This is a genomic window from Plantibacter sp. CFBP 8804 (genome assembly GCF_014841225.1).
GTDB classification, from domain to species: Bacteria; Actinomycetota; Actinomycetes; order Actinomycetales; family Microbacteriaceae; genus Plantibacter; species Plantibacter auratus.
Window position 1 is genome coordinate 297,824 of record NZ_JACYTU010000002.1, and the last position, 21,428, is coordinate 319,251.

Annotated in this window: 20 protein-coding genes; 10 read left to right on the forward strand and 10 right to left on the reverse strand. The window is 70.2% G+C overall.

All coding sequences use genetic code 11. The features are described 5' to 3' along the window. Window positions 1-12 precede the first annotated feature (12 nt). On the reverse strand, window positions 13-450 hold the full coding sequence (locus IFU11_RS06760) for a metallopeptidase family protein (protein WP_192018522.1): 438 nt from the start codon (window positions 448-450) through the stop codon (window positions 13-15). 107 nt (window positions 451-557) lie between these two features. Here IFU11_RS06760 and IFU11_RS06765 point away from each other — a divergent pair, with 107 nt between their 5' ends. Both IFU11_RS06765 and ahcY read left to right on the forward strand, forming a co-directional pair. After that, window positions 558-767: a DUF3499 family protein gene (locus tag IFU11_RS06765; protein ID WP_371742734.1), complete on the forward strand. Its 210-nt coding sequence runs from the start codon at window positions 558-560 to the stop codon at window positions 765-767. An 82-nt stretch (window positions 768-849) separates the two neighbouring features. Continuing rightward, on the forward strand, window positions 850-2,340 hold the full coding sequence (gene ahcY, locus IFU11_RS06770; protein ID WP_121292048.1) for an adenosylhomocysteinase: 1,491 nt from the start codon (window positions 850-852) through the stop codon (window positions 2,338-2,340). 22 nt (window positions 2,341-2,362) lie between these two features. On the opposite strand, the gene IFU11_RS06775 is transcribed toward ahcY, so the two are convergent. Continuing rightward, complete coding sequence (locus IFU11_RS06775; protein WP_085513390.1) at window positions 2,363-3,223, reverse strand: RDD family protein; 861 nt, start codon at window positions 3,221-3,223, stop codon at window positions 2,363-2,365. 67 nt (window positions 3,224-3,290) lie between these two features. Here IFU11_RS06775 and IFU11_RS06780 point away from each other — a divergent pair, with 67 nt between their 5' ends. Beyond that, window positions 3,291-4,286, forward strand: coding sequence for a stage II sporulation protein M (locus tag IFU11_RS06780; protein ID WP_079707261.1), 996 nt, complete (start codon window positions 3,291-3,293; stop codon window positions 4,284-4,286). 3 nt (window positions 4,287-4,289) lie between these two features. Here IFU11_RS06780 and IFU11_RS06785 read toward each other — a convergent pair whose 3' ends face one another. After that, window positions 4,290-4,685, reverse strand: coding sequence for a DUF5997 family protein (locus IFU11_RS06785; protein WP_192018524.1), 396 nt, complete (start codon window positions 4,683-4,685; stop codon window positions 4,290-4,292). A 98-nt stretch (window positions 4,686-4,783) separates the two neighbouring features. Between IFU11_RS06785 and IFU11_RS06790 the strand changes: the two genes are divergently transcribed. Then, window positions 4,784-5,650, forward strand: a complete 867-nt coding sequence (locus IFU11_RS06790; protein WP_192018525.1) for a LysR family substrate-binding domain-containing protein — start codon at window positions 4,784-4,786, stop codon at window positions 5,648-5,650. A 49-nt stretch (window positions 5,651-5,699) separates the two neighbouring features. Here IFU11_RS06790 and IFU11_RS06795 read toward each other — a convergent pair whose 3' ends face one another. The 5 genes from IFU11_RS06795 to IFU11_RS06815 are packed head-to-tail and all read right to left on the reverse strand — an operon-like array spanning window position 5,700 to window position 11,279. Next, window positions 5,700-7,007, reverse strand: coding sequence for a DUF58 domain-containing protein (locus IFU11_RS06795; protein WP_192018526.1), 1,308 nt, complete (start codon window positions 7,005-7,007; stop codon window positions 5,700-5,702). Then, window positions 7,008-7,997 (reverse strand): AAA family ATPase, encoded by a 990-nt coding sequence (locus IFU11_RS06800; protein ID WP_192018527.1) that lies wholly within the window; start codon window positions 7,995-7,997, stop codon window positions 7,008-7,010. Beyond that, window positions 7,994-9,211, reverse strand: coding sequence for a DUF4350 domain-containing protein (locus IFU11_RS06805; RefSeq protein ID WP_192018528.1), 1,218 nt, complete (start codon window positions 9,209-9,211; stop codon window positions 7,994-7,996). The genes IFU11_RS06800 and IFU11_RS06805 overlap by 4 nt, the downstream gene beginning before the upstream one ends. Then, window positions 9,208-9,876: a DUF4129 domain-containing protein gene (locus IFU11_RS06810; RefSeq protein WP_086474019.1), complete on the reverse strand. Its 669-nt coding sequence runs from the start codon at window positions 9,874-9,876 to the stop codon at window positions 9,208-9,210. The genes IFU11_RS06805 and IFU11_RS06810 overlap by 4 nt, the downstream gene beginning before the upstream one ends. Continuing rightward, on the reverse strand, window positions 9,873-11,279 hold the full coding sequence (locus IFU11_RS06815) for a hypothetical protein (RefSeq protein ID WP_192018529.1): 1,407 nt from the start codon (window positions 11,277-11,279) through the stop codon (window positions 9,873-9,875). The genes IFU11_RS06810 and IFU11_RS06815 overlap by 4 nt, the downstream gene beginning before the upstream one ends. A 163-nt stretch (window positions 11,280-11,442) precedes the next feature. Here IFU11_RS06815 and mtrA point away from each other — a divergent pair, with 163 nt between their 5' ends. From mtrA to hpf, 5 genes are all read left to right on the forward strand, one after another. Beyond that, window positions 11,443-12,126, forward strand: a complete 684-nt coding sequence (gene mtrA / locus IFU11_RS06820; RefSeq protein ID WP_064295232.1) for an MtrAB system response regulator MtrA — start codon at window positions 11,443-11,445, stop codon at window positions 12,124-12,126. 6 nt (window positions 12,127-12,132) lie between these two features. After that, window positions 12,133-13,824: an MtrAB system histidine kinase MtrB gene (mtrB, locus tag IFU11_RS06825; protein ID WP_079707256.1), complete on the forward strand. Its 1,692-nt coding sequence runs from the start codon at window positions 12,133-12,135 to the stop codon at window positions 13,822-13,824. Next, on the forward strand, window positions 13,817-15,550 hold the full coding sequence (locus IFU11_RS06830; protein ID WP_159879333.1) for an LpqB family beta-propeller domain-containing protein: 1,734 nt from the start codon (window positions 13,817-13,819) through the stop codon (window positions 15,548-15,550). Before mtrB ends, IFU11_RS06830 begins: the two co-directional genes overlap by 8 nt. 95 nt (window positions 15,551-15,645) lie before the next feature. After that, entirely contained in the window at window positions 15,646-16,347 is a 702-nt protein-coding gene (locus IFU11_RS06835; RefSeq protein WP_164486962.1) for a ComF family protein, read from the forward strand. Between the two features lie 141 nt (window positions 16,348-16,488). Further along, a complete protein-coding gene (gene hpf / locus IFU11_RS06840; RefSeq protein ID WP_064295235.1) occupies window positions 16,489-17,133 on the forward strand; it encodes a ribosome hibernation-promoting factor, HPF/YfiA family in 645 nt (214 codons plus the stop codon). Here the strand turns inward: hpf and IFU11_RS06845 are convergent. Further along, on the reverse strand, window positions 17,108-17,728 hold the full coding sequence (locus IFU11_RS06845) for a PadR family transcriptional regulator (protein WP_124769637.1): 621 nt from the start codon (window positions 17,726-17,728) through the stop codon (window positions 17,108-17,110). The two genes, hpf and IFU11_RS06845, sit on opposite strands and share 26 nt — an antisense overlap. Before the next feature lie 226 nt (window positions 17,729-17,954). Between IFU11_RS06845 and secA the strand changes: the two genes are divergently transcribed. Then, window positions 17,955-20,783 (forward strand): preprotein translocase subunit SecA, encoded by a 2,829-nt coding sequence (secA, locus tag IFU11_RS06850; RefSeq protein WP_079707252.1) that lies wholly within the window; start codon window positions 17,955-17,957, stop codon window positions 20,781-20,783. A gap of 94 nt (window positions 20,784-20,877) precedes the next feature. On the opposite strand, the gene IFU11_RS06855 is transcribed toward secA, so the two are convergent. After that, on the reverse strand, window positions 20,878-21,378 hold the full coding sequence (locus IFU11_RS06855) for an Rv3235 family protein (RefSeq protein ID WP_194718995.1): 501 nt from the start codon (window positions 21,376-21,378) through the stop codon (window positions 20,878-20,880). Window positions 21,379-21,428: the final 50 nt, after the last annotated feature.

Here is a 21,428-nt window from a genome sequence, read left to right on the forward strand (position 1 = left end):
GGCGGCCTCGGGTCAGAGGAACCGGTAGCGTTCCGGCCCGAGGTCCCAGGGGTCCTTTCCGAGGAGCTCGGCGACGGCGCGGAACACGCAGCTCTCCACCATCATGCGCTGATGCAGCTCGTCGTTCCGGTGGAGCTTGCTCATCCGCTGGATGGGCAACCGGTACAGGATGATCCGTCGGCGTGCTCGGTCGACGAACCAACGGTCGACGCCGTCCGTCCCGGAGTTCTGCGCGGGCATCGCGCCGACCTCGAACCGGACGTCGGCGAGTTCGGCGGGCCAGGCTCCGCGGAGGTAGTCGGCGGTGGTGGCGACCGTCAGGTCGAACTGGTCGATGCGAGTGTCGATCGGTGGAACGTCCGGTCCGACGACGCTCGAACGACCGTTGCGACCGTGCCGTGATCGGCGGCGCGAGAGGGCGCCTCGCGTCTCCTCGTCAGCCAGCGCCATGCGTCCAGTCTAGGTGTCGTCGGCGGCCCGGTTCAGACCCGCTCGACCGGCGAGCCGGACGGTGCCGCCGTCGCCCGCGGGCTACGCTGGGGCAAATGGTGGACAGGATGTGTTCGAAGGTCGGCTGCTCGCGCGATCCCGTGGCGACGCTGACCTACGACTACCGTGACTCGATGGCCGTCCTCGGACCGCTGAGCATCGAGAAGAGCCCGCACAGCTACGACCTGTGCTCCATCCACGCCGTGCGGCTGAGCGTGCCGCAGGGCTGGAGCGTCGTGAAGCACAGCGTCCTCGGCGACGTCGGCTACGGCTCCTGACCAGCGGCATTCCACCGCGCCGTGCCGATCTCGGGGCCGACATGAAGGTCCACGACGCGTGACGGTCTGCGAGAATGGCGTCATGAGTTCTTCCGCACCGTCTGCCCCCACGACCACCCTGCCCTACAAGGTGGCCGACCTGTCGCTCGCCGAGGCCGGCCGACACCAACTCCGCCTCGCCGAGAACGAGATGCCCGGCCTGATGGCCCTCCGCGAGGAGTTCGGCGCGAGCCAGCCCCTCGCCGGCGCCCGTATCGCCGGTTCGCTGCACATGACGGTGCAGACCGCGGTGCTCATCGAGACGCTCGTCGCGCTCGGTGCCCAGGTCCGCTGGGCGAGCTGCAACATCTTCTCGACCCAGGACGAGGCGGCGGCCGCCGTCGCCGTCGGTCCGCACGGGACCGTCGAGGCACCGGCCGGTGTGCCGGTCTTCGCCTGGAAGGGCGAGACGCTCGAAGAGTACTGGTGGTGCACCGAGCAGATCTTCGACTGGTCGACCGAGGCGGCCACGGCCGGCGCCGAGTGGACCGGCCCCAACCTCATCCTCGACGACGGTGGCGACGCGAGCATGCTCGTCCACCAGGGCCGTCGGTTCGAGCTGGCGGGAGCGGTCCCCGACACGACGGACGCCGACAGCCACGAGTACAGCATCGTCCTCGACGTGCTCCGTCGCTCGCTCGCCGGCAGCAGCGACCGTTGGACGAAGGTCGCCGCCGACATCCTCGGCGTGACCGAGGAGACCACCACCGGTGTCCACCGCCTCTACGAGCTGGCGAAGCAGGGTGAACTGCTGTTCCCCGCGATCAACGTGAACGACTCGGTCACGAAGAGCAAGTTCGACAACAAGTACGGCATCCGGCACTCGCTGCCGGACGGCCTCAACCGCGCGACCGACGTGCTCATCGGTGGCAAGGTCGTCTTCGTCGCGGGCTACGGCGACGTCGGCAAGGGCGCGGCCGAGGCCCTCCGCGGCCAGGGCGCTCGGGTCATCGTCTCCGAGGTCGACCCGATCTGCGCCCTCCAGGCGTCGATGGACGGCTTCCAGGTCGCGACCCTCGAGAGCGTCGCCGACCAGGTCGACATCATCGTGACGTGCACCGGCAACTTCAACGTCGTCACCCTCGATCACATCCTCGCGCTCAAGCACCTCGCGATCGTCTCGAACGTCGGGCACTTCGACAACGAGATCGACATGGCCTCGCTCGAGGCGCTCGAGGGGGCCGAGAAGATCGAGATCAAGCCCCAGGTCCACGAGTGGCGCCTCCCCACGGGGCGCAGCGTCCTCGTGCTCAGCGAGGGACGCCTCATGAACCTCGGGAACGCGACGGGGCACCCCTCGTTCGTGATGAGCAACTCGTTCACGAACCAGGTGCTCGCACAGCTCGAGCTCTGGACGCGGATCGAGGAGTACCCGATCGGCGTGTACGTGCTGCCGAAGCACCTCGACGAGAAGGTCGCACGCCTGCACCTCGACGCGCTCGGCGTGCAGCTGACGACGCTCACGGGCGAGCAGGCCGACTACATCGGCGTGCCGGTCGAGGGCCCGTACAAGGTCGACCACTACCGCTACTAGGCGGTGCCGCCGGTTCCCCGCCTCAGCGGTCGGGGAACCGGTGCGGCTGACCGCTCAGCACCGGCTGGAGGAGTGACAGGCGCTGACGGGCCGCGAGCTGGGCCTGGTACTCGCGCTCCCGGCGGATGACGGAGACCCCGACGAGGAACGCCTCCGGCGGAGCGATCGGCAGGGGCGACACGAATCGGGACACCTCTGCCGCGAGTTCGGCCGCCAATCGGGTCCTCGTGGCCGGGGTGAGCGATCCGGCCTGCTTGAGGAACTGGGTGACGCGCCGCGCCAGCGGGTCGGGCAGTCGGGCCACGTCGGCGCCGCCGGCCCAGGCGGCGAGCTGCGGCGGGATCATCGCGACGGGCTCCACCACCCGCGGCAGACGCTCACGTTGGCTGTAGGTCCCGGCGAGCACGTCGCCCAGACGCTTCGAGCGAGCACTGAGCAGGCCGGTGAGTGCGGCGATGCCGCCGGCTGTGGCGTAGATCTCGAAGTACCCGGTGAGGGCACGGATGAACGCGTGCCGGAAGCCGGGTGCACCCCCGTCGTCTCGGACGATGCGGGCACCGACCACGAGTCTGCCGAGCGACCGTCCGCGGGTGGCGATCTCGACCGCTGCCGGCAGGACGACGAGACAGAGCACCGTCAGGCCGAGCACGATGGCGGTGAACATCGCGGTGTCCATGGCGACCCCGGACAGGATCCAGGAGAACATCGCGAGCATGAGGCCGACGAACACGAGGATCGACACCACGTAGTCGATGATGGCGCCCGCCGCGCGCAGGATGAATCCGGTGGGCCGCACGTCGAGGGCGACCGCCTCGCCGGTGATCAGCTCGGTGCCGTCGTCCAGCGTCGTCTCGTGCAGCGGGACCCGGGCCGGTTCGGACATGTGCTCCATTCAAGCAGATGCGCGGGGGACCGGCCATGGAGCGCCACCAACGCGTAGCATGGCTGCGATGGACCTCGACGCCTACTCCGCAGCCCACCGTCAGGAATGGGACCGCCTCGACGCGCTCGGCAAGCAACGGTTCTTCAGCGGGCCGGAGGCCGATGAGCTGATCGACCGCTACCAGGCCGGAGCGACCCAGCTCTCCGCGATCAAGACGACGGCCGGATCGACCCTCGTCGGAGACCGCCTCTCGGTCTCGCTGTCGCGGGCGCGCCTCCGGTTCACCGGCGCCAGCGCGAACGTGTTGTCGAGTGTCCCGCGGTTCTTCGTCCTGGCGCTGCCGGCCGCGCTCTACCGGGTCCGGTGGGTGACCCTCGCCGTCGCGGTCGCGACGGTCGTCATCGCGACCCTCTACGCCGTGTGGATCGCCGGCAACCCGCAGGTCCTCGCGAACCTCGGTACCGACGCCCAGCTCAAGCAGTACGTCGAGGACGACTTCGTCGCCTACTACTCCAACAACCCGGCGGCGAGCTTCGCCGGTCAGGTGTGGACCAACAACGCGTGGATCGCAGCGCAATGCGTCGCGTTCGGCATCAGCGGTGTCTGGGTCCCGTACATCATCGTCACCAACGCCCAGGGGGTCGGGCAGGCCGCAGGGGTGATGTTCGCCTACGGCAAGGGCGACGTGTTCTTCGAGTACATCCTCCCGCACGGCATGCTCGAGCTCACGGCGGTATTCGTCGCGGCGGCGGCGGGTCTCCGCATCTTCTGGGCCTGGGTGGCACCGGGGCCACGGACGAGGGGCCAGGCGCTTGCCGAGGAGGGCCGAGCGCTGTTCACGATCGCCATCGGGCTGGTGATCGTGCTCTTCGTCTCGGGGCTCGTCGAGGGCTTCGTGACGCCGGCACCGTGGCCGTGGGCGGTCAAGATGCTCATCGGCGGGGGAGCGCTCGCCGCGTTCCTGACCTACATGTGCTGGTGGGGCGGTCGCGCGTACCGCTCGGGGGAGCGGGGCGACCTGGCTGAGTTCGAGGCCGGCGCGAAGCGGATCGTCGCCGGCTGACGGCTACTCGCCGGCTTCGGATCGTGCGCGGCGCTCGGCGTTCCTGGCGTTGACCCGGGCGTTCTCGGCGTTCACCTCAGCATGGACGGCGCGCTCCTGCACGAGCCAGGCGGGCAGCGTGCGGAGGAGCTCCTGGATCTGTTCGGTGGTCAACGCCTCGGTGATCTCGGCGCGAGCCAGACCGGAGGTCGATACGCCCAGCTTGCGGGCGACGACGTCGCGCGGGTGCGGTCCGTTCTTGCGGAGCTCGACGAGCCAGTCCGTCGGGTTCGCCTGCAGTTCGAGGAACGCCGACCGCGTGATCGGCTCCTCCTGGAACGACGCCGGGGTCGCCGGCAGGTAGACCCCGAGCTTCTTCGCCGCGGTCGCCGGTTTCATGATCTGTTCGCTCGCACCCATCCGCTCAGCGTACCTCGCTGCGGTGTCCTCGCCCAACCGGCCGGATCACCCGTCGACTGAGCTGCAGTAGTGTGGCAAGCCGAGCAGTGGAGGCTTCGATGGACAGGCAGGACGACCAGGTCGACGGGATCGAGGTCGGCGACGACGGGATCGGTGCCGACACGGTGCCGGAGATCGTCCCGCCGGCGCTGACCGTCGCCTACGCGCGCGGTGTGAACCCGGGGAAGTGGGCGCGCATCTGGAGCGAGCGCCGTCCGGAGGACGAACTCCGCCTGATCCGAGTGGACCTCGACGAGCAGCGAGCGGTCCTGGCCTCCGGTGCGGCGGACGTCGTGCTCGCCCGGGTCCCGATCGACCAGGACGGGCTGAACACGATCTCCCTGTTCGAGGAGCTCCCCGTCGTCGTCTTCGCCAAGGGCGCTGCCCTCGGAGCCGAGGACACGGTCGGGATGGCCGCGCTCACCGACGAGCAGCTGATCATGACGCCGCTCGTCCTCGAATGGGCCGAACGTGCCGCCGTACTCGGGTTCGACGCCCCGGCGGCCCCGTTGACCGACGACCCGGAGGCAGCGGTCGAACTGGCCGCGTCCGAGGTCGGGATCGTCGTGGTCCCGCAGTCGGTCGCGCGACTGCACCAGCGGAAGGACGTGGAGTACCGTCCGATCGTCGGTCTTCCATCGATCCCGGTCGTGCTGGTCTGGCCGCAGGACCGCGAGGACGAAGCCGTGGAGGAGTTCATCGGCATCGTGCGCGGACGCACGGCCAACAGCTCGCGACGGTCCGCCCCGACCGAGCAGGCCGCCGCTCCTGCACCGCAGCAGGCTGCGAGACGACGGAAGAAGCCGAAGGCCGGTTCGACCCAGGGCACCGCCGCCGGGACGAGCCGAGGCGCCCAGCTCGCCGCGCGGAAGGCCAAGCAGGAGGAGCTCGCCCGGGAACGCCGCAAGAAGCGCAAGGGCCGCTGATCCGTCCTCCCGGGTCCCGCCGTCACGCGGAGGGACCCGACCGATCGGGCTAGAGCCGACCGGAGGCCTTGAGCGCGATGTAGGCGTCGGCGAGCGCCGGGGGCAGGGTCTCCGGCGAACCGGTGACCACGTCGGCCCCGAGCTGTCTGATCGCCGCCGACACGCGTTCGATGTCGAGCAGGGCGCGTTCGGCCGCAGCGGCGCGGTACACGGTCTCGCGGTCGCCGCGGTCGCGCGTGGCCTCGAGGGTCGCCGGGTCGACGACGCTCGTCACGACCACCGTGTGGCGCTGCGTGAGCTGGGGGAGGACGGCGAGGAGCCCGCGCGCGGCCCCCGGGGCGTCGATCGAGGTCTGCAGGACGACGAGAGCGCGCTGGTTCGTGATCTGTCTGACCTGGCCGGGGACCGCGTCCCAGTCGGTCTCGATGAGTTCCGGGTCGACGAGCGCCATCGCGTCGACCATCCTCGAGAGGAGTTCGGCACCGGTCGCGCCCTGGACGCGACCACGCACCCGACGGTCGTAGGCGAGATAGTCGATGCGGTCCCCGGCTGTCGTGGCGAGCGCGGCCAGCAGGAGCGCGGCTTCGAACGCCGTGTCGATGCGCGGCTCATCGGCGATGCGAGCAGCGGAGGTGCGGCCGGTGTCGGTGACGATGACGACCCGGCGGTCACGCTCGGGCCGCCAGGTGCGGATCATGACGTCGCCGCGTCGTGCCGTGGCACGCCAGTCGATCGAACGGACGTCGTCACCTCGCACGTATTCGCGGAGGGAGTCGAACTCGGTGCCCTGACCGCGGACCATGACGCTCGTCGCGCCGTCGAGTTCGCGGAGGCGTGCGATCCGGCTCGGGAGGTGCTTCCGGGAGTTGAACGCCGGCAGGACCCGGAGGTGCCCGGCGCTGTTCAGCGTCGCCTGTCGTGCGAGGAGACCGAGCGGGCCGAACGACCGCACCGTGACCTGGGACACCCGTCGCTCGCCCCGGCGGAACGGGGTGAGCTCCAGGCTGACGCTCCGCCGCTCCCCGGGAGGGAGGTCGACGCGGAGCCGCGCGGTGGGCGCGCCGGCGGACGGCTGCCAGGCGTCGCGCACCAGCGCCCGGACGCGGCGACCTCCGCGGTTCGTCAGGAAGAGGGTGCTCGTGGCCGAGTCACCGAGCCTGACCCGGGACGGCAGCTGCCGTTGCAGGAGGATGTCGCGAGGCGAACCGGCGACCACGAGGTCGAGCGCTCCGAGCGCGGCGGCGAGGATGAGCCACGCGATGAACGCCGCAGCGGCATCGCCTGTGAGCACGCCGAGCACCACGATCGGCACGATGCCGAACGCGACGAGCGCGACGAACCTCCCGGTGACGGCCATCTAGATGGGCACCTGCACCTGCTGCATGATCGACCGCAGGATGGCGTCGACCGAGACACCCTCGAGCTCGGCCTCGGGCCGCAGCTGCATGCGGTGGCGCCACACCGGGAGGACCATCGTCTGCACGTGGTCGGGGGTGATCGACTGGTAGCCGCTCAGCCAGGCCCAGGCCTTCGCCGACGCGAGGAGGGCGGTCGTCCCTCGAGGGCTGACCCCGAGCCGGACGGACGGGCTGCGCCGCGTGGCGCGCGCGAGGTCGACGATGTAGGCGAGGACGTCGGCGCTGGCACCCACGCGTCCGACCTCGAGCTGCGCCGCCCGCAGATCGGCCGCGCCCATGACCGGGGTGACACCCGCGGCCGTGAGGTCGCGCGGGCTGAACCCGGCGGAGTGCCGCCGGAGCACCTCCACCTCGACGTCGCGTTCGGGCACGTCGAGGACGAGCTTCAGCAGGAAGCGGTCGAGCTGCGCCTCGGGGAGCGTGTAGGTGCCCTCGTACTCGATCGGGTTCTGCGTGGCGGCCACGATGAACGGGTCCGGAAGTGGCAGCGAACGGCCGTCGACGCTGACCTGGCGCTCCTCCATCGCCTCCAGCAGGGCCGACTGGGTCTTCGGGGGCGTTCGGTTGATCTCGTCGGCCAGCAGGATGTTCGTGAACACCGGACCCTCGCGGAACTCGAACTCACCGGTCTTGGCGTCGTAGACGAGGGAGCCCGTGACGTCGCCGGGCATGAGGTCGGGCGTGAACTGCACACGCTTCGTGTCCAGACTGAGCGCATGGCTGAGCGATCGGACGAGCAGCGTCTTCGCGACGCCGGGCACACCCTCGAGGAGCGCGTGGCCCTTGGCGAGGAGCGCGATGACGAGCCCGGTGACGGCGGCGTCCTGACCCACCACGGCCTTGCCGACCTCGATGCGGACCTGGGCGAGTGCTCGCCGGAGGTCGTCGGGGTTCGGTGCGGTGGATCCTGGCACGGGGGCGTCGGTCATGGATGGTTCCTTCCGGTGAGGTCCGTGGCGCGCGCGACGGCGGCTTCGAGATCGAGCAGGTGATCGGACAGGGAGACGAGGTCGGCGTCGCTCGTCGGTACGGCGTCGAGGAGGACGGAGCGCACGTGTCGAGGGTCGAGTCCGGTGAGTCCGGCCACCGTGTCCGCGACCTCGACGACAGAGGCGTGGCGCGAGAGGCCTGCGGCGACCGCGAGGCGGGACACGGTGCCGATCCGCAGCGCGTCCAGCGCCCGCTGACGGTTGCCGGACCTCTGGTAGAGGCGTGCGCGCCCCTCCATCGTCTCGCTCGCGCGGACCGCGACGGGCAGGTCCTCGATGACGAGCGGGCCGAAGCGGCGCCCGCGCCAGAACATGGCCAGGATCGCCGTGATGATGACGGTGCCGGTGACTCCGGCGACCCAGCTCGGCGTCAGCGCGTCGAGGCTCGGGGGGCCGGTGACGGGCACGTCGGCGAGGCTCGGCAGGTACCAGACCAACTGCTCGGTCGAGCCGAGCAGGCCGAGTGCGAGGGCGGCGTTCCCCGCACGGTCGACGACGTCGTTCGTCAGTGCGTCGGCCGAGCCGAGCAGCACCCGTGCGCCGTCCGCCTGTGTCACGACCGCGCTCCCGCCGCTGTCGGCCGTGAAGCAGCCCTCGGCGTCGGCGTCGGTGGTCGTGTACAGCGTCCAGCCACCGGTGACCGTCCCCGCCCGCTCGGCGGTGGGGTCGCCGCAGTCGGACGACAGGACGTCGGTGGCGTCCGAGCTGCCCGCGAACGAGACGCCGGGGAACAGGGTGCGGAGCGCCGCGGCCCGGGGGGTGACGACGACGAGTCCGGCGTCGGTGTCGCCCAACCGCTCGAGCTGCGAGGCGTCGAGCAGCCCGCTGGGATCGAACAGGAGGACGGTGCTGTCGGTGTCCTCGACCGCCTCGAGCGTCGCGTCGAGCGTGGTGGTCTCCGTCACGGTGACGCCCTCCTGACGGAGCACCTGCGCGAGCGCGCGTCCGCCGTTCGGGGTCTGGTTTCCGGGGCTGAGCAGCGCCGCGTCGATCGATGCGCCCCGCGTGGCGAACATGAGCACGAGGGCGATCCCGACCGCGAAGACCGCCGCGATGATCCAGAACCGGTTCCGTCGCAGCCGGGTCCGCAGCCGTGGTGTGGCGACGTCGGGCTCGGGCTCCCGCTGCACCGTGGGCTTCGTCGCGAGCGTCACCGGACCAGCTCCTCGGGGTCGGCGAGGAGCCGCGGCGCGGCGGCGGAGAGCCGGGCGTCGAGCGCTTCGAGCTCCCGGTACTGTGCCTCGGTGCCCGTCGCCTCGAGGTAGCGGACGGCGTCGAAGACGTCCGCGGCCTCTGCGAGCGCGCGCCCGTCCTGCGGGAACGCGGCCGCCGCCCGGGCGGCGAAACCGTGCGCCGTCGTGCCGGGGGTGACCACGACGATCGTCCGCTCGGACAGTCCGCGAGCGATCGCCCGATACAGCTCCTGGAGCGCGAGGGTCCAGTCGCCGGCCGCGGCGGCGGTCCTCGCGTCCTGGCGCAACCGCTCGGCGGTCCGATCGTCGCGTTCGCCGAAGAGGTCGAGCTGACGGGCGCTCCGCCGGTTGAGGCGGGGGACGCCCCACACGATGAACGCGATGACGATCCCGACGACGACCACGGTCATCGCGATGATCGGGAACAGGCCGGTGAAGGGGCCCTCACCCGGCACCCGGAGGGAGTTCACCCAGTCCCAGAACGCCTTCGACACGATGTCCCACAACGACGGTTGCGCTGTCTGATACTCGGGCTTCGACAGCTCGCGCTGCAGGAGGTCCCGGGCGCCCGGTGCATCCGGGACGAGCGGGACGTCGAGGCGCGACGCGAGGAACAGCGGGCTCATCGGGTCGCTTTGCCTCCGGCGGCGGCGGCGTCGAACGGGTTGTCGACCGTCTCGCGACCGCCAGCGCGCGCCTCGACGAACCGCGCGAGGTCGAGGTCGAGCCCCTCCTTGCGCATCCGCAGGTCCACATAGATGACCGCCGACGTGGCACTGATGACGACGACCGTGATCGCGCCGATGATGACGGAGACGAGCAATGACAGGCCCTGCGCGGCGATGGTGGCGACGATCATGGTCGCCTCCGAGTCCACCCCGACGAACAGCACGGGGACGAGACTCGCGAGCAGGCTGATCGGGGTCGCGACGACCTGCGACGCGACACTGACGACCGAGGAGACGAGGAACTGGACGCCGAAGGTCCGCCAGAAATAGCCGTCGGTCAGGCGCCAGGAGCGAGCGAGCGAGGGGAAGACCTTGCCGTTCTCGAGGACGATGATGCTCGGTGTGAGGGAGAACTTCGTCCCGAGCCACACGGAAGCGGCGATCAGGACGAGCAGCGCTCCGATGCCCATGACCACCGTCAGAACCACGCCCGCGGTCCCGCCGAGACCGGTCAGCACGAATCCGAGGCCCACCGCGACGGCGATGAACACCGTCACGACACCGATCAGGAGGAAGGTGTAGCCGATGAGCGGCAGGAAGCGCGCCTTCGTGCGCCGCCAGAGCACGCCGAGCGGCAATTTCTCGCCGAGGGTGCCGCGAGCGACCTCTTGCGCGATGATGCCCTGCAGGATCGCGCTGCCGGCGATCGAGACCGCCACCGGGATGAGGAAGGACAGGATGATGGCCGTGATCGCCCCGGCGCTGATGGCGTCCTCCTCGCCAGGGGCCGCCTGCGACAGCCGGCTCAACGAGAGCCAGGTGACGACGCCGACGATCACGAGGGAGAGGACGGCGGTGAGACCCTGCAGCAGGAGGGCGCTCCCGAACGTCGCCTTCGGGTTGCGTCGCAGCACGAGGAAGGGCGCGCCGAACAGGTCGCTGAAGGACAGTGGCCGGAGCGGGATGAGCCCCGGCTTCGGCGGTGGTGCCCAGCCCTGCTGGGGACCCGGGGCCCAGGGCGCGCCGATCGCATACGGATTCGCGTCGTAGGCGGCGGTCGGAGCCGAGGGAGGGGTCCCGTACCCGGGCTGCTGAGCCTGGGGGTACGGCTGGGTGTACTGGGGCGGGACCTGCTGCGGATACGGCTGCTGGCCGTATCCCGGCTGTGGGTACGTCGCCTGCGGCGGGTACCCGGGCTGCTGCGGGTATCCCTGCTGCGGCGGATACCCGGGCTGCTGTGGATACCCCTGCTGCGGTGTCGCCTGCTCCGGCGCCACCGGCTGCTGTGGCCCCTGCGGCGTCGCCCACGGGTTCGGATCCTGATCGCCCATCTCGCCCCCGGCTCGCTGTTCCGTGTCCATCAGCAACACCCCCTCGCCGTCTCGAACCCCTCCATGTTGTCACACCGAGCCTGCCCGCGACCGGCGGTTCGGCGGTTCTCCTGGACACTTCGACTACGCTGAGGCGAGACGTAAGGACACCGGTCAGGCAGCGCGGCCGGCCGGTCACACCCGAGACGGAGCTATGAACGCACGCATTCTCGTCGTCGACGACGACACCGCACTCGCCGAGATGATCGGCATCGTGCTGCGCACCGAGGGCTTCGAGCCGTCGTTCTGTGCGGACGGCGGCGGCGCGCTCCAGGCGTTCCGCGACACCAAGCCCGACCTCGTCCTCCTCGACCTCATGCTCCCGGGGATCGACGGGATCGAGGTGTGCCGCCTGATCCGTCAGGAGTCCGGTGTCCCGGTCATCATGCTGACCGCGAAGTCCGACACCGCGGACGTGGTGAAGGGGCTCGAGTCCGGCGCCGACGACTACATGGTGAAGCCGTTCAACCCGAAGGAGCTCGTCGCCCGGATCCGCACGCGGCTGCGCGCGCCGGCCGCCGACCTCGCGGAGACCCTCCGCATCGGCGACCTCACCGTGGACGTCGCGGGCCACGAGGTCCGTCGCGCCGACGGGGTCATCGGGCTCACGCCGCTGGAGTTCGACCTCCTCCTCGCACTGGCGAGCAAACCCCAGCAGGTGTTCACCCGCGAGATGCTGCTCGAACAGGTCTGGGGATACCACTACAAGGCCGACACCCGACTCGTGAACGTCCACGTGCAGCGGCTCCGCGCGAAGGTCGAGGAAGACCCCGACAACCCGAAGATCGTCATGACGGTGCGTGGCGTCGGATACCGCGCCGGCGCGGTCACCGGCTGATCCGACATGGCCTCCCGACTCGCCGGCTGGGCGGCCGACTGGCGGCTGTGGCGGAGGTGGCCGCAGCAGGTGCGCTCGCAGTGGCGGCGCTCGCTGCAGTTCCGGACGGTCGCCATCACGGTCGGCCTCTCGGGACTCGCCATCCTCCTGACCGGTGCCTACCTCTCGTTCAGCATCGGCAACGATCTCTTCCAATCCCGACTGCAGCAGGCGCTCGGCGGCTCCGGTCGTGCCATCGCGTCCGCGCAGAGCATCCTCGACGCGTCGGACGCCAGCGAGCGCGTCGCCCTCCAGCAGCTCATGGGGACCGTGCGGACCGATCTCCAGACGACCTCCGGCAGCAGTCTCATCGCCGCCTACCGGGCGCCCGGGCAGGACCCCAGCCAGGTCACGCCTCCGGGCTTCGAGTCGCCGGGGCTGGGAGGGGGCGTCATCTCGGACGCGCTCAGCGAGGCGGTCCGGGCCGATCCGGACACCCTCCAGTGGCAGTCGGTGACCCTCACGGCCGCCGACGGCTCGACCACCGCCGGCATCGTCGTCGGTTCCATGGTGTCGATGCCGACCGCGGGGTCATACGAGATCTACCTGGGTTACGACCTGAGCGACTCGGAGCAGACGCTCGGCTTCGTCCAACGGACCCTCTTCCTCGCGGGCGTCGGCCTCATGATCCTCGTCGGTGGTGCCGCGTGGTTCATCGTCCGCTTCGTCGCGACACCGATCCGGTTCGCCGCCGAGACGAGTCAACGTCTGGCCGGTGGCGACCTGGACGTGCGGATGCCCGAGAAGGGCGAGGACGAGCTCGCCATCCTCGCCCGCTCCTTCAACGGGATGGCCGCCAGCATGCAGAAGCAGATCAAGGAACTCGCGGACCTCTCGCTCGTGCAGCAGCGGTTCGTGTCGGACGTCTCACACGAGCTGCGCACACCTCTGACGACCATCCGCCTGGCCGGCGACGTGCTCTACGACCAGCGCGACTCCTTCCCACCGGCCACCGAGCGGACGGCCGAGCTCCTCCACGATCAGGTCGGGCGGTTCGAGATCCTGCTGGCCGATCTGCTGGAGATCAGCCGCTACGACGCCGGGAGCATCGAACTCGAACTGGAACCGACGAGTCTCGTCCATCTCGCGGAGGAGGTCGTGGAGGAGCTCCGACCGCTCGCGGAGCCGACCGGTTCGGACCTCCGGATCGTCGCACCGGGTGGTTACTCGGCGGTCCCGATGGACCCGAGGCGGATCCGGCGGATCGTGCGCAACCTCGTCGGCAACGCCATCGAGCACGGCGAGGGCAAACCGATCGTGGTGTCGGTGGACAGCAACGAGTCCTCGGTCGCGATCGCGGTACGCGACTACGGCCAGGGCATGACGCGTGAGGCCACCGAGCGCGTGTTCGACCGCTTCTGGCGCGCGGACCCGTCCCGCAAGCGCACCATCGGCGGCACCGGGCTCGGACTCGCGATCTCCCTCGAGGACGCGGTCCTGCACGAGGGGTGGCTGGAGGTCTGGTCGGAGCCCGCCGCCGGCTCGTCCTTCCGCCTCACCATCCCACGCGAACCCGGGACGGAGATCGTCCGCTCGCCCATCAGCCTGCCGCCCGACGATGCGATCGAGTCCATCGTCGACGAGCTCACCGCGCCGACGACCCGCTCACTCCCGACCGTGCGATCGGCGGACGACGACAAGGAGGATGCTCGTGGTTGACGTCCCCGCACGATCGCCGAGACGACGATCCGCAGTACGTCGGATCGCTGCGGCGGCGCTGCCGATGCTCCTCGTGGTGGTGCTCAGCGCCTGCGTGGGCATCCCGCGGGGCGGTTCCGTGCAGGACGGCGGAACGGTCGAGGGGGACGGCGGCGACGTCGACGTCAACTTCATCGCGCCGGGTCCCGCCGAGGGGGCGACGCCGGAGCAGATCCTCCGGGGCTTCATCGACGCCGCCGCGAGCCCGCAGAACAACTACGAGATCGCGCGCGAGTTCCTCGCACCCGCGCTCCGGTCCGACTGGGATCCCGACGCCGGAGTGACCATCGACCAGGGCGGCCGCACGTTCGCCCCGGTCGCCGACACGGTGCAACTCACCGTCAGCCCCGTCGCGGCGGTCGACGACCGGGGTGAGTACCGCGAATCGGGGAACTCGTCGCCACTGAGCTGGACCTACTCCTTCGAGCAGGTGCGGGGGGAGTGGCGGATCGCGGCCGCTCCGCCGGGCATCGTCCTCGAGTCATCGACCTTCGCCGACGTCTTCGCGGCCTACTCACTGAGCTACTTCGACCCGAGTTTCACCCGACTCGTCCCCGACCAACGTTGGTTCCCCTCGCGGGCGTCGACCGCGACGAGGATCGTGGGGGCGCTGCTCGACGGACCGGCGGAGTGGCTGAAGGGCGCGGTGGCGACGGCGTTCCCCGAGGGGACCTCGCTCACGAGCGACGCCGTTCCGGTCGAGGCCGGGACCGCGCGCGTGGACCTGACCAAACCGGCCCTGCAAGCGGACGCGGTCACCCTCCAGCGGATGCAGCTCCAGCTGAGCAGCAGCCTCGTGCAGCTGTCCGGCAGCGTCGGCGGGGTGGCCGCCGTCTCGAACGTCGCGATCACCGTCGTCGGCAATTCCACGCAGACGGTCTCGCCGCTGTCGCTCGCCGCACCGCGGGTCGACCCCCGGGCACTCGTCCAGCGCGGGGACGAGTTCGGCTTCGCCTCGGGGAACCGGCTCGAGGCCGTGCCGGGGATCTCGACGGCGGTCGTGGCGGCCGGGGCCGACGCGGCCGTGTTGTCCGCCGACCATGACCAGGCCGCGGTCCGTTCCGCCGCCGGTGTCACGGTGATCCAGGCCGACGGCGACATCCGGCTCGTCGACAACCGCCCGGGACTCCTTCCGCCGACGATGGACCCGTTCGGCTTCACCTGGACCGTGCCGGCGGCGGCGCCGTCCGCGCTGCTCGCGCACGACGCCGCGGGTGGCACGGTGCAGGTCGCGACGAGTTGGACCGGCGCGTCCACGATCGATTCGATCCAGGTGTCCCGGGAGGGTACTCGCCTCGTCGCGCTGCTCCGGGACGGGACGCAGTCGCGGCTCGTGGCCGCCGCGATCATCCGCGGTGACCGGAACGCGCCGTTGCGACTCGGCGATCCCGTCGAGCTCCGCGTCATGTCCACGGAGGCGACGACCGTCACCTGGGTAGACGACATCACCGTCGCCGTCCTGCTGGGCGGCGGTGACGGGACGACGATCGTCACGCAACAGATCGGCGGCCGCTCCGCGCCCGTACCGAAGCTCGCGGACGTCACGAACCTGGTCGGGGGCAACGGACCGACGCAACTGCGGGCCCTCACGAGTGACGGTCGGCTGCTGTTGCCCCGTGGGTCGAGCTGGCAGGAGGCGGGCAGCGACGTCCGGTTCATCGCGACCCAGCTGGGGTCGCCCGACTGAGTGAATGCGCTCCACAGCGCGTTCGGAGTGCCGAAGCCGTCTGCGTCTCGGACGATGCGCCACCGGACGCGCCGCGTGGGCGCGACCATCGGATGATGCGATCCTCGTCGAGTCGAAGCACGCCCCTCGCTCATGCCCGCGAGGCCTGCCTGGACGCATGGGCCCTCGTGGTCCCGGTCACGTGCGCCGGATGCGGTGCGCCGGACCGCGGGCTGTGCGACGACTGCCGCGGGCGTCTGGTCCGACCGGCGGCCCCCGACGACGACGCCCTCCTCGTGCGGTGGAACGGTGCGGACGGTACCCCCGGTCTCGCCGCCCGTCGCTACGACGAGTTCGTCGGCGCCATCCTCCTCGCCTACAAGGAGGATGCCCGGACCGGCCTCGTCCGACCGCTGGCCGCCGCACTCGAACCGGCGTTCCGGTCCGCCGTGCTCGAGGCGAGCCGGGCGATGGGCGGCGTCTCGCCGGAGATCGCGACGATCCCGGCCAGACGACGCGCCGCCCGCGATCGGGGCTTCCACCCGGTGGAGCAGCTCGTGCGCCGGCTCGGCGCCAGACCGTCGCGCCCGCTGCGATGGGCGCGGGAGCCCGCCGACCAGCGGGACTTCGGCCGGGCGGAGCGTCTCGAGAACCTCGCCGATGCCCTGGTCGCGCCACGGCGGCTCGACGGGCGCCGCTTCCTGCTCGTGGAGGACGTCGTCACGACGGGCGCCACCGTCGGGGAAGCGGTCCGGGCGATGCACGACGGCGGTGGCCTCGTCGTCGGCGTCGTGGCCCTCGCCAGGGTCGGACCGTGAACGGACGGCGGGTCACGAGGCCGGAAGATGAACGTTCCCTGAACACCGCTGATGACTTCCGCAGGCTCGGGCACTACGGTTGCAGAACGGCGTGAAAGGACCGCCCGGGACCGGGTGGTCAGCCGGATGAGGAGGTCGAACGTGGATATCAACATCGTCGGACTTGGACTCGGCATCACCGATCGGTTCCGCGAGTACGCGACCGAGAAGGCGGAGAAGGTCGCCCATCTGGTCGAGCAGGCGCAGTCGCTCGACATCAAGGTGTCCCGCCATCACGACGCCAACGGACGCAAGGGCGAGGACCGCGTCGAGCTGACGCTCGTCGGCCCCGGACCATTGGTCCGTGCGGAGTCGACCGGCTCCGACAAGTACGTGGCCTTCGATCTCGCGATCGCGCGGATGCTCGAGCGCGTCCGCCGCTCGAAGGACCGCAAGAAGGAGCACCGCGGCAAGCACCGCACCTCCCTGCACGCCGCCAGCAGCGAGGGGTTCAGCGGCGTCGACATCACGCCTGCCGCGCCGGAGCTGCTCGAGCAGGTTGCGACCGGCAGCGTCGCGACGCTGACCCACGAGGACGAGGAGCAGGAGGCGTACTCGCCCGTCGTCATCCGCACGAAGGAGTTCCCCGCGGAGTGGATGAGCGTCGAGGACGCCGTCGACCGCATGGAACTCGTCGGCCACGACTTCTTCCTGTTCATCGACGCCTCGTCGGAGCGGGCGAGCGTCGTGTACCGCCGCAAGGGCTGGGACTACGGCGTGATCAGCCTCGAGGACGGCTCGAACTAGCGTCCTGCACCCCGACCGACGCGGTCGCCCGGTTCGCCGGGCGGCCGCGTCGTGGCATGTCGGTGGCGACGTCGAAGACGGCGTCGTGTACCCGCAGGCGTGCCGAGGTCACCTCGAGCCAGTCGAGCTCGGCCAGGGAGCGTCGCCGTCTGGCTTCGAGCCCGATCCACGCGATGTCACCCTGCGGCGTCGGGGGGAGCGTCGACAGATCCTCGTCGAGCTGCTGCACGAGATCGAGCGCCCACGCGCGTTGGACGGCGATGACCCCGAACACGTCGACGCCGTCGAGTGACGCCGCGAGGGCGACCTTGTTCGGGAGTTCGTCTCGCGAAGCGCTGGCCGCGACGGGTGTCGCCCACCAGCGTTCGAGGACGTCGCGCCCGTCGGCGGTGATGCGGTAGAAGACATGCCCCTGCGCATCCACGGCGGCCCGCTCGACGAGCCTGTCCCGCTCGAGACGATCGAGGGTCGCATAGGCCTGGCCGACGTTGAGCGGTGTGTCGGGTGTCGTCCGCCGGTCGAACTCACCGCGCAGACGGTACCCGTAGTCGTCGCCGAGCGCGAGGATCGCGAGCAGACCGTGCTTGACCGACATCGAACCTCCATGAAATACCTACGCCGTAGGTGTCGCCAGCCTAGTGACCCGTCCGGCCCGCGCTGCGGCGGCGCTCCGTCGACATCCGTCCGCCCCTCGATACACAGCGTCCACTCAAGGGACTCCCCGCTAACATGTTCAGAGGACTGCCCCGTTCTGGTGCACCCCGTCCGTCCCGGTCAGTCGACCAGGACGGAGATCAGGAACACGTAATGGAGAGCAATTCGTGGCCTCACCACTTGAGAAGATCCTTCGCGTCGGCGAAGGTCGCATCCTCCGGAAGCTGACCAGCCTCACGAAGGCGGTCAATGCCCTCGAGGACGACTTCACGGAGTTGAGCGACGAGGAGCTGAAGAGCGAGACCGTCGAGCTGCGCGAGCGCTTCGAGAACGGCGAGACCCTCGACGACCTCCTCCCCGAAGCCTTCGCCGCGGTGCGCGAAGCTGCACGCCGCACGATCGGCATGCGCCACTTCGACGTCCAGATCATGGGTGGCGCCGCGCTGCACCTCGGCAACATCGCCGAGATGAAGACCGGCGAGGGCAAGACGCTCGTCGCGACCCTCCCGGCCTACCTCAACGCCATCGCCGGCAAGGGCGTGCACATCGTCACGGTGAACGACTACCTCGCGTCCTACCAGTCGGAGATCATGGGGCGCGTCTTCCGCGCGCTCGGCATGACGACCGGCGTGATCGTCGAGGGTCAGACGCCGGAGCAGCGCCGCGAGCAGTATGCGGCCGACATCACCTACGGCACGAACAACCAGTTCGGGTTCGACTACCTCCGCGACAACATGGCGTGGCAGGCCAAGGACATGGTCCAGCGCGGTCACTTCTTCGCCGTGGTCGACGAGGTCGACTCCATCCTCATCGACGAGGCACGGACCCCGCTCATCATCTCCGGGAAGGCCTCCGGCGAGGCGAACCGCTGGTTCCAGGAGTTCGCCCGGCTCGCGGTGCGACTCGAGCCCGGTGAGGACTTCGAGGTCGACGAGAAGAAGCGCACCGTCGGCGTGCTCGAGCCCGGCATCGAGAAGGTCGAGGACTACCTCGGCATCGACAACCTCTACGAGTCCGCCAACACCCCGCTCATCTCCTTCCTGAACAACGCGATCAAGGCCCGCGCGCTCTTCAAGAAGGACAAGGACTACGTCGTGATGAACGGCGAGGTGCTCATCGTCGACGAGCACACCGGTCGCATCCTGGTCGGACGTCGCTACAACGAGGGCATCCACCAGGCGATCGAGGCCAAGGAGGGCGTGGCCGTCCAGGCCGAGAACCAGACCCTCGCGACCGTGACGCTCCAGAACTACTTCCGTCTCTACGAGAAGCTGTCCGGCATGACCGGTACGGCTGAGACCGAGGCGGCGGAGTTCATGTCGACGTACAAGCTCGGCGTCGTCCCGATCCCGACCAACCGCCCGATGCAGCGCATCGACCAGTCGGACCTCGTGTACAAGAACGAGGAGGCGAAGTTCGCGCAGGTCGTCGAGGACATCGTCGAGCGCCACGAGCAGGGCCAGCCGGTCCTCGTCGGCACGACGAGCGTCGAGAAGAGCGAGTACCTGTCGAGGCTCCTCGCCAAGAAGGGCGTCAAGCACGAGGTCCTCAACGCGAAGAACCACGCGCGTGAGGCCGCGATCATCGCCCAGGCCGGTCGACTCGGCTCGGTCACCGTCGCCACCAACATGGCCGGTCGTGGAACCGACATCATGCTCGGCGGCAACGCCGAGTTCCTCGCCGTCGCGGAGATGAACGCCAAGGGTCTCAGCCCGATCGACACCCCCGAGGAGTACGAGGCCGCGTGGGACGAGGTCTTCACCGAGGTGAAGGCCGCGGTCAAGGAGGAGGCCGACAAGGTCATCGACGCCGGCGGACTCTACGTCCTCGGTACCGAGCGCCACGAGTCGCGCCGCATCGACAACCAGCTGCGCGGTCGCTCCGGCCGTCAGGGCGACCCCGGCGAGAGCCGGTTCTACCTGTCCCTCACCGACGACCTCATGCGCCTCTTCAACGCCGGAGCCGCGGAGAGCCTCATGGGGCGCCAGAACGTGCCGGACGACCTCGCGATCGAGTCGAAGATCGTCAGCCGCGCGATCCGCAGCGCCCAGTCGCAGGTCGAGGCGCGGAACGCGGAGATCCGCAAGAACGTGCTCAAGTACGACGACGTCCTCAACCGGCAGCGCGAGGCGATCTACTCCGACCGCCGCCACATCCTCGAGGGCGACGACCTCCACGATCGCGCACAGCAGTTCCTGGAGAGCGTCGTCGACGACGTCCTCGACGAGCACACCGGCGAGGGCAACGGCGACGACTGGGACTTCGACGCACTCTGGGCCGAACTGAAGACGCTCTACCCCGTCGGCCTGACGATCGACGAGGTCGTCCAGGAGGCGGGGACGAAGGGGCGGATCAACCGCGACTTCATGCGGCGCGAGATCCTCTCCGATGCCAAGCTCGCGTACACCAACCGCGAGGAGTCGCTCGGTGCCCCGGCGATGCGCGAACTCGAGCGCCGCGTCGTCCTCCAGGTGATCGACCGCCGCTGGCGCGACCACCTGTACGAGATGGACTACCTGAAGGACGGCATCGGTCTGCGGGCCATGGCGCAGCGCGACCCGCTGGTCGAGTACCAGCGCGAGGGCTACGCGATGTTCCAGCAGATGATGGGGCAGATCCGCGAGGAGAGCGTCGGCTTCCTCTTCAACCTCGAGGTCGAGGTCGCCGGCGAGGTCGATGCGGGCACCGCTGCACCGGCGATCACGGCCAAGGGCCTGACGCAGGAGACCCCCGACACCGAGAAGCTCAGTTACTCCGCTCCGAGTGAGCAGGGTGGGGTCGAGGTCCGCAACCAGCGCGGGCAGATCGAGAAGGCGGCCACCGAACGCGCACAGCGGCTCCAGCAGACGAACCGTCCCGCCGGCGATGCGGCTCCGGCGACGAAGGCCGCCCCGGCCGCGAAGGCGTCGCGTGGGGCCTTCGGTCAGCAGTCCGAGGCGCCTGCGGCTGCTCCGAGCAACCGTTCGGACCGTCGCAAGCAGGGCAAGAAGAAGTAGGCCCACGCCGGCACGAACGGGAGCCCTCCGGACCATGGTGACATCGGTCCGGAGGGCTCCCGTCTGTCGGTTGCGGGCGGATGTGCAGCGGCGGTCAGAGCACGCTCACCGAGGTCGCCCGCCAGCGGCCGTCCAAGCCCTCCAGCCGGATGGCCACGGCTCGGGACCGTGCTCGTCCGTGGACGATGACCACGGACTCGACGACGCCGTCGCGTGGCTCGGAGACGGTCACGGTGCCGATGGAGACGGCCGGCACGGTGCCCGGGACGCCGCGGACGCGTCGTGCCCGTTCGGCGAGGATCACGCGCTTCAGCAGGACGGTGTGCACGTCGGCGGTGATCCACCGCGCGAGCTGCGTGAGGTCCCGGGCTCCCGCGATCACCTCGATCACGCTCCGTGTGAGGTTCTCGAGCAGCGGTCGCGGATCAGGGAGTTCGGCTCGGGGCGCCGGTTGGGGCGCGAAGTAGTCGTCCGCACCGGTGCGCGCTGCCGCCCGCACCTCCGGCGTGCGTCGCTCGGGGAGCGGAGGCGCCGGCCGGAGGCGAGCCGTGCGTGCTTCGGGCTCGTCGTCGTCGTGCCGGGCAACGGTGCTCATGGGGCCTCCGAGGGGTGAGCGGCCGCCACGAGTCGGGCGACCAGAATCTG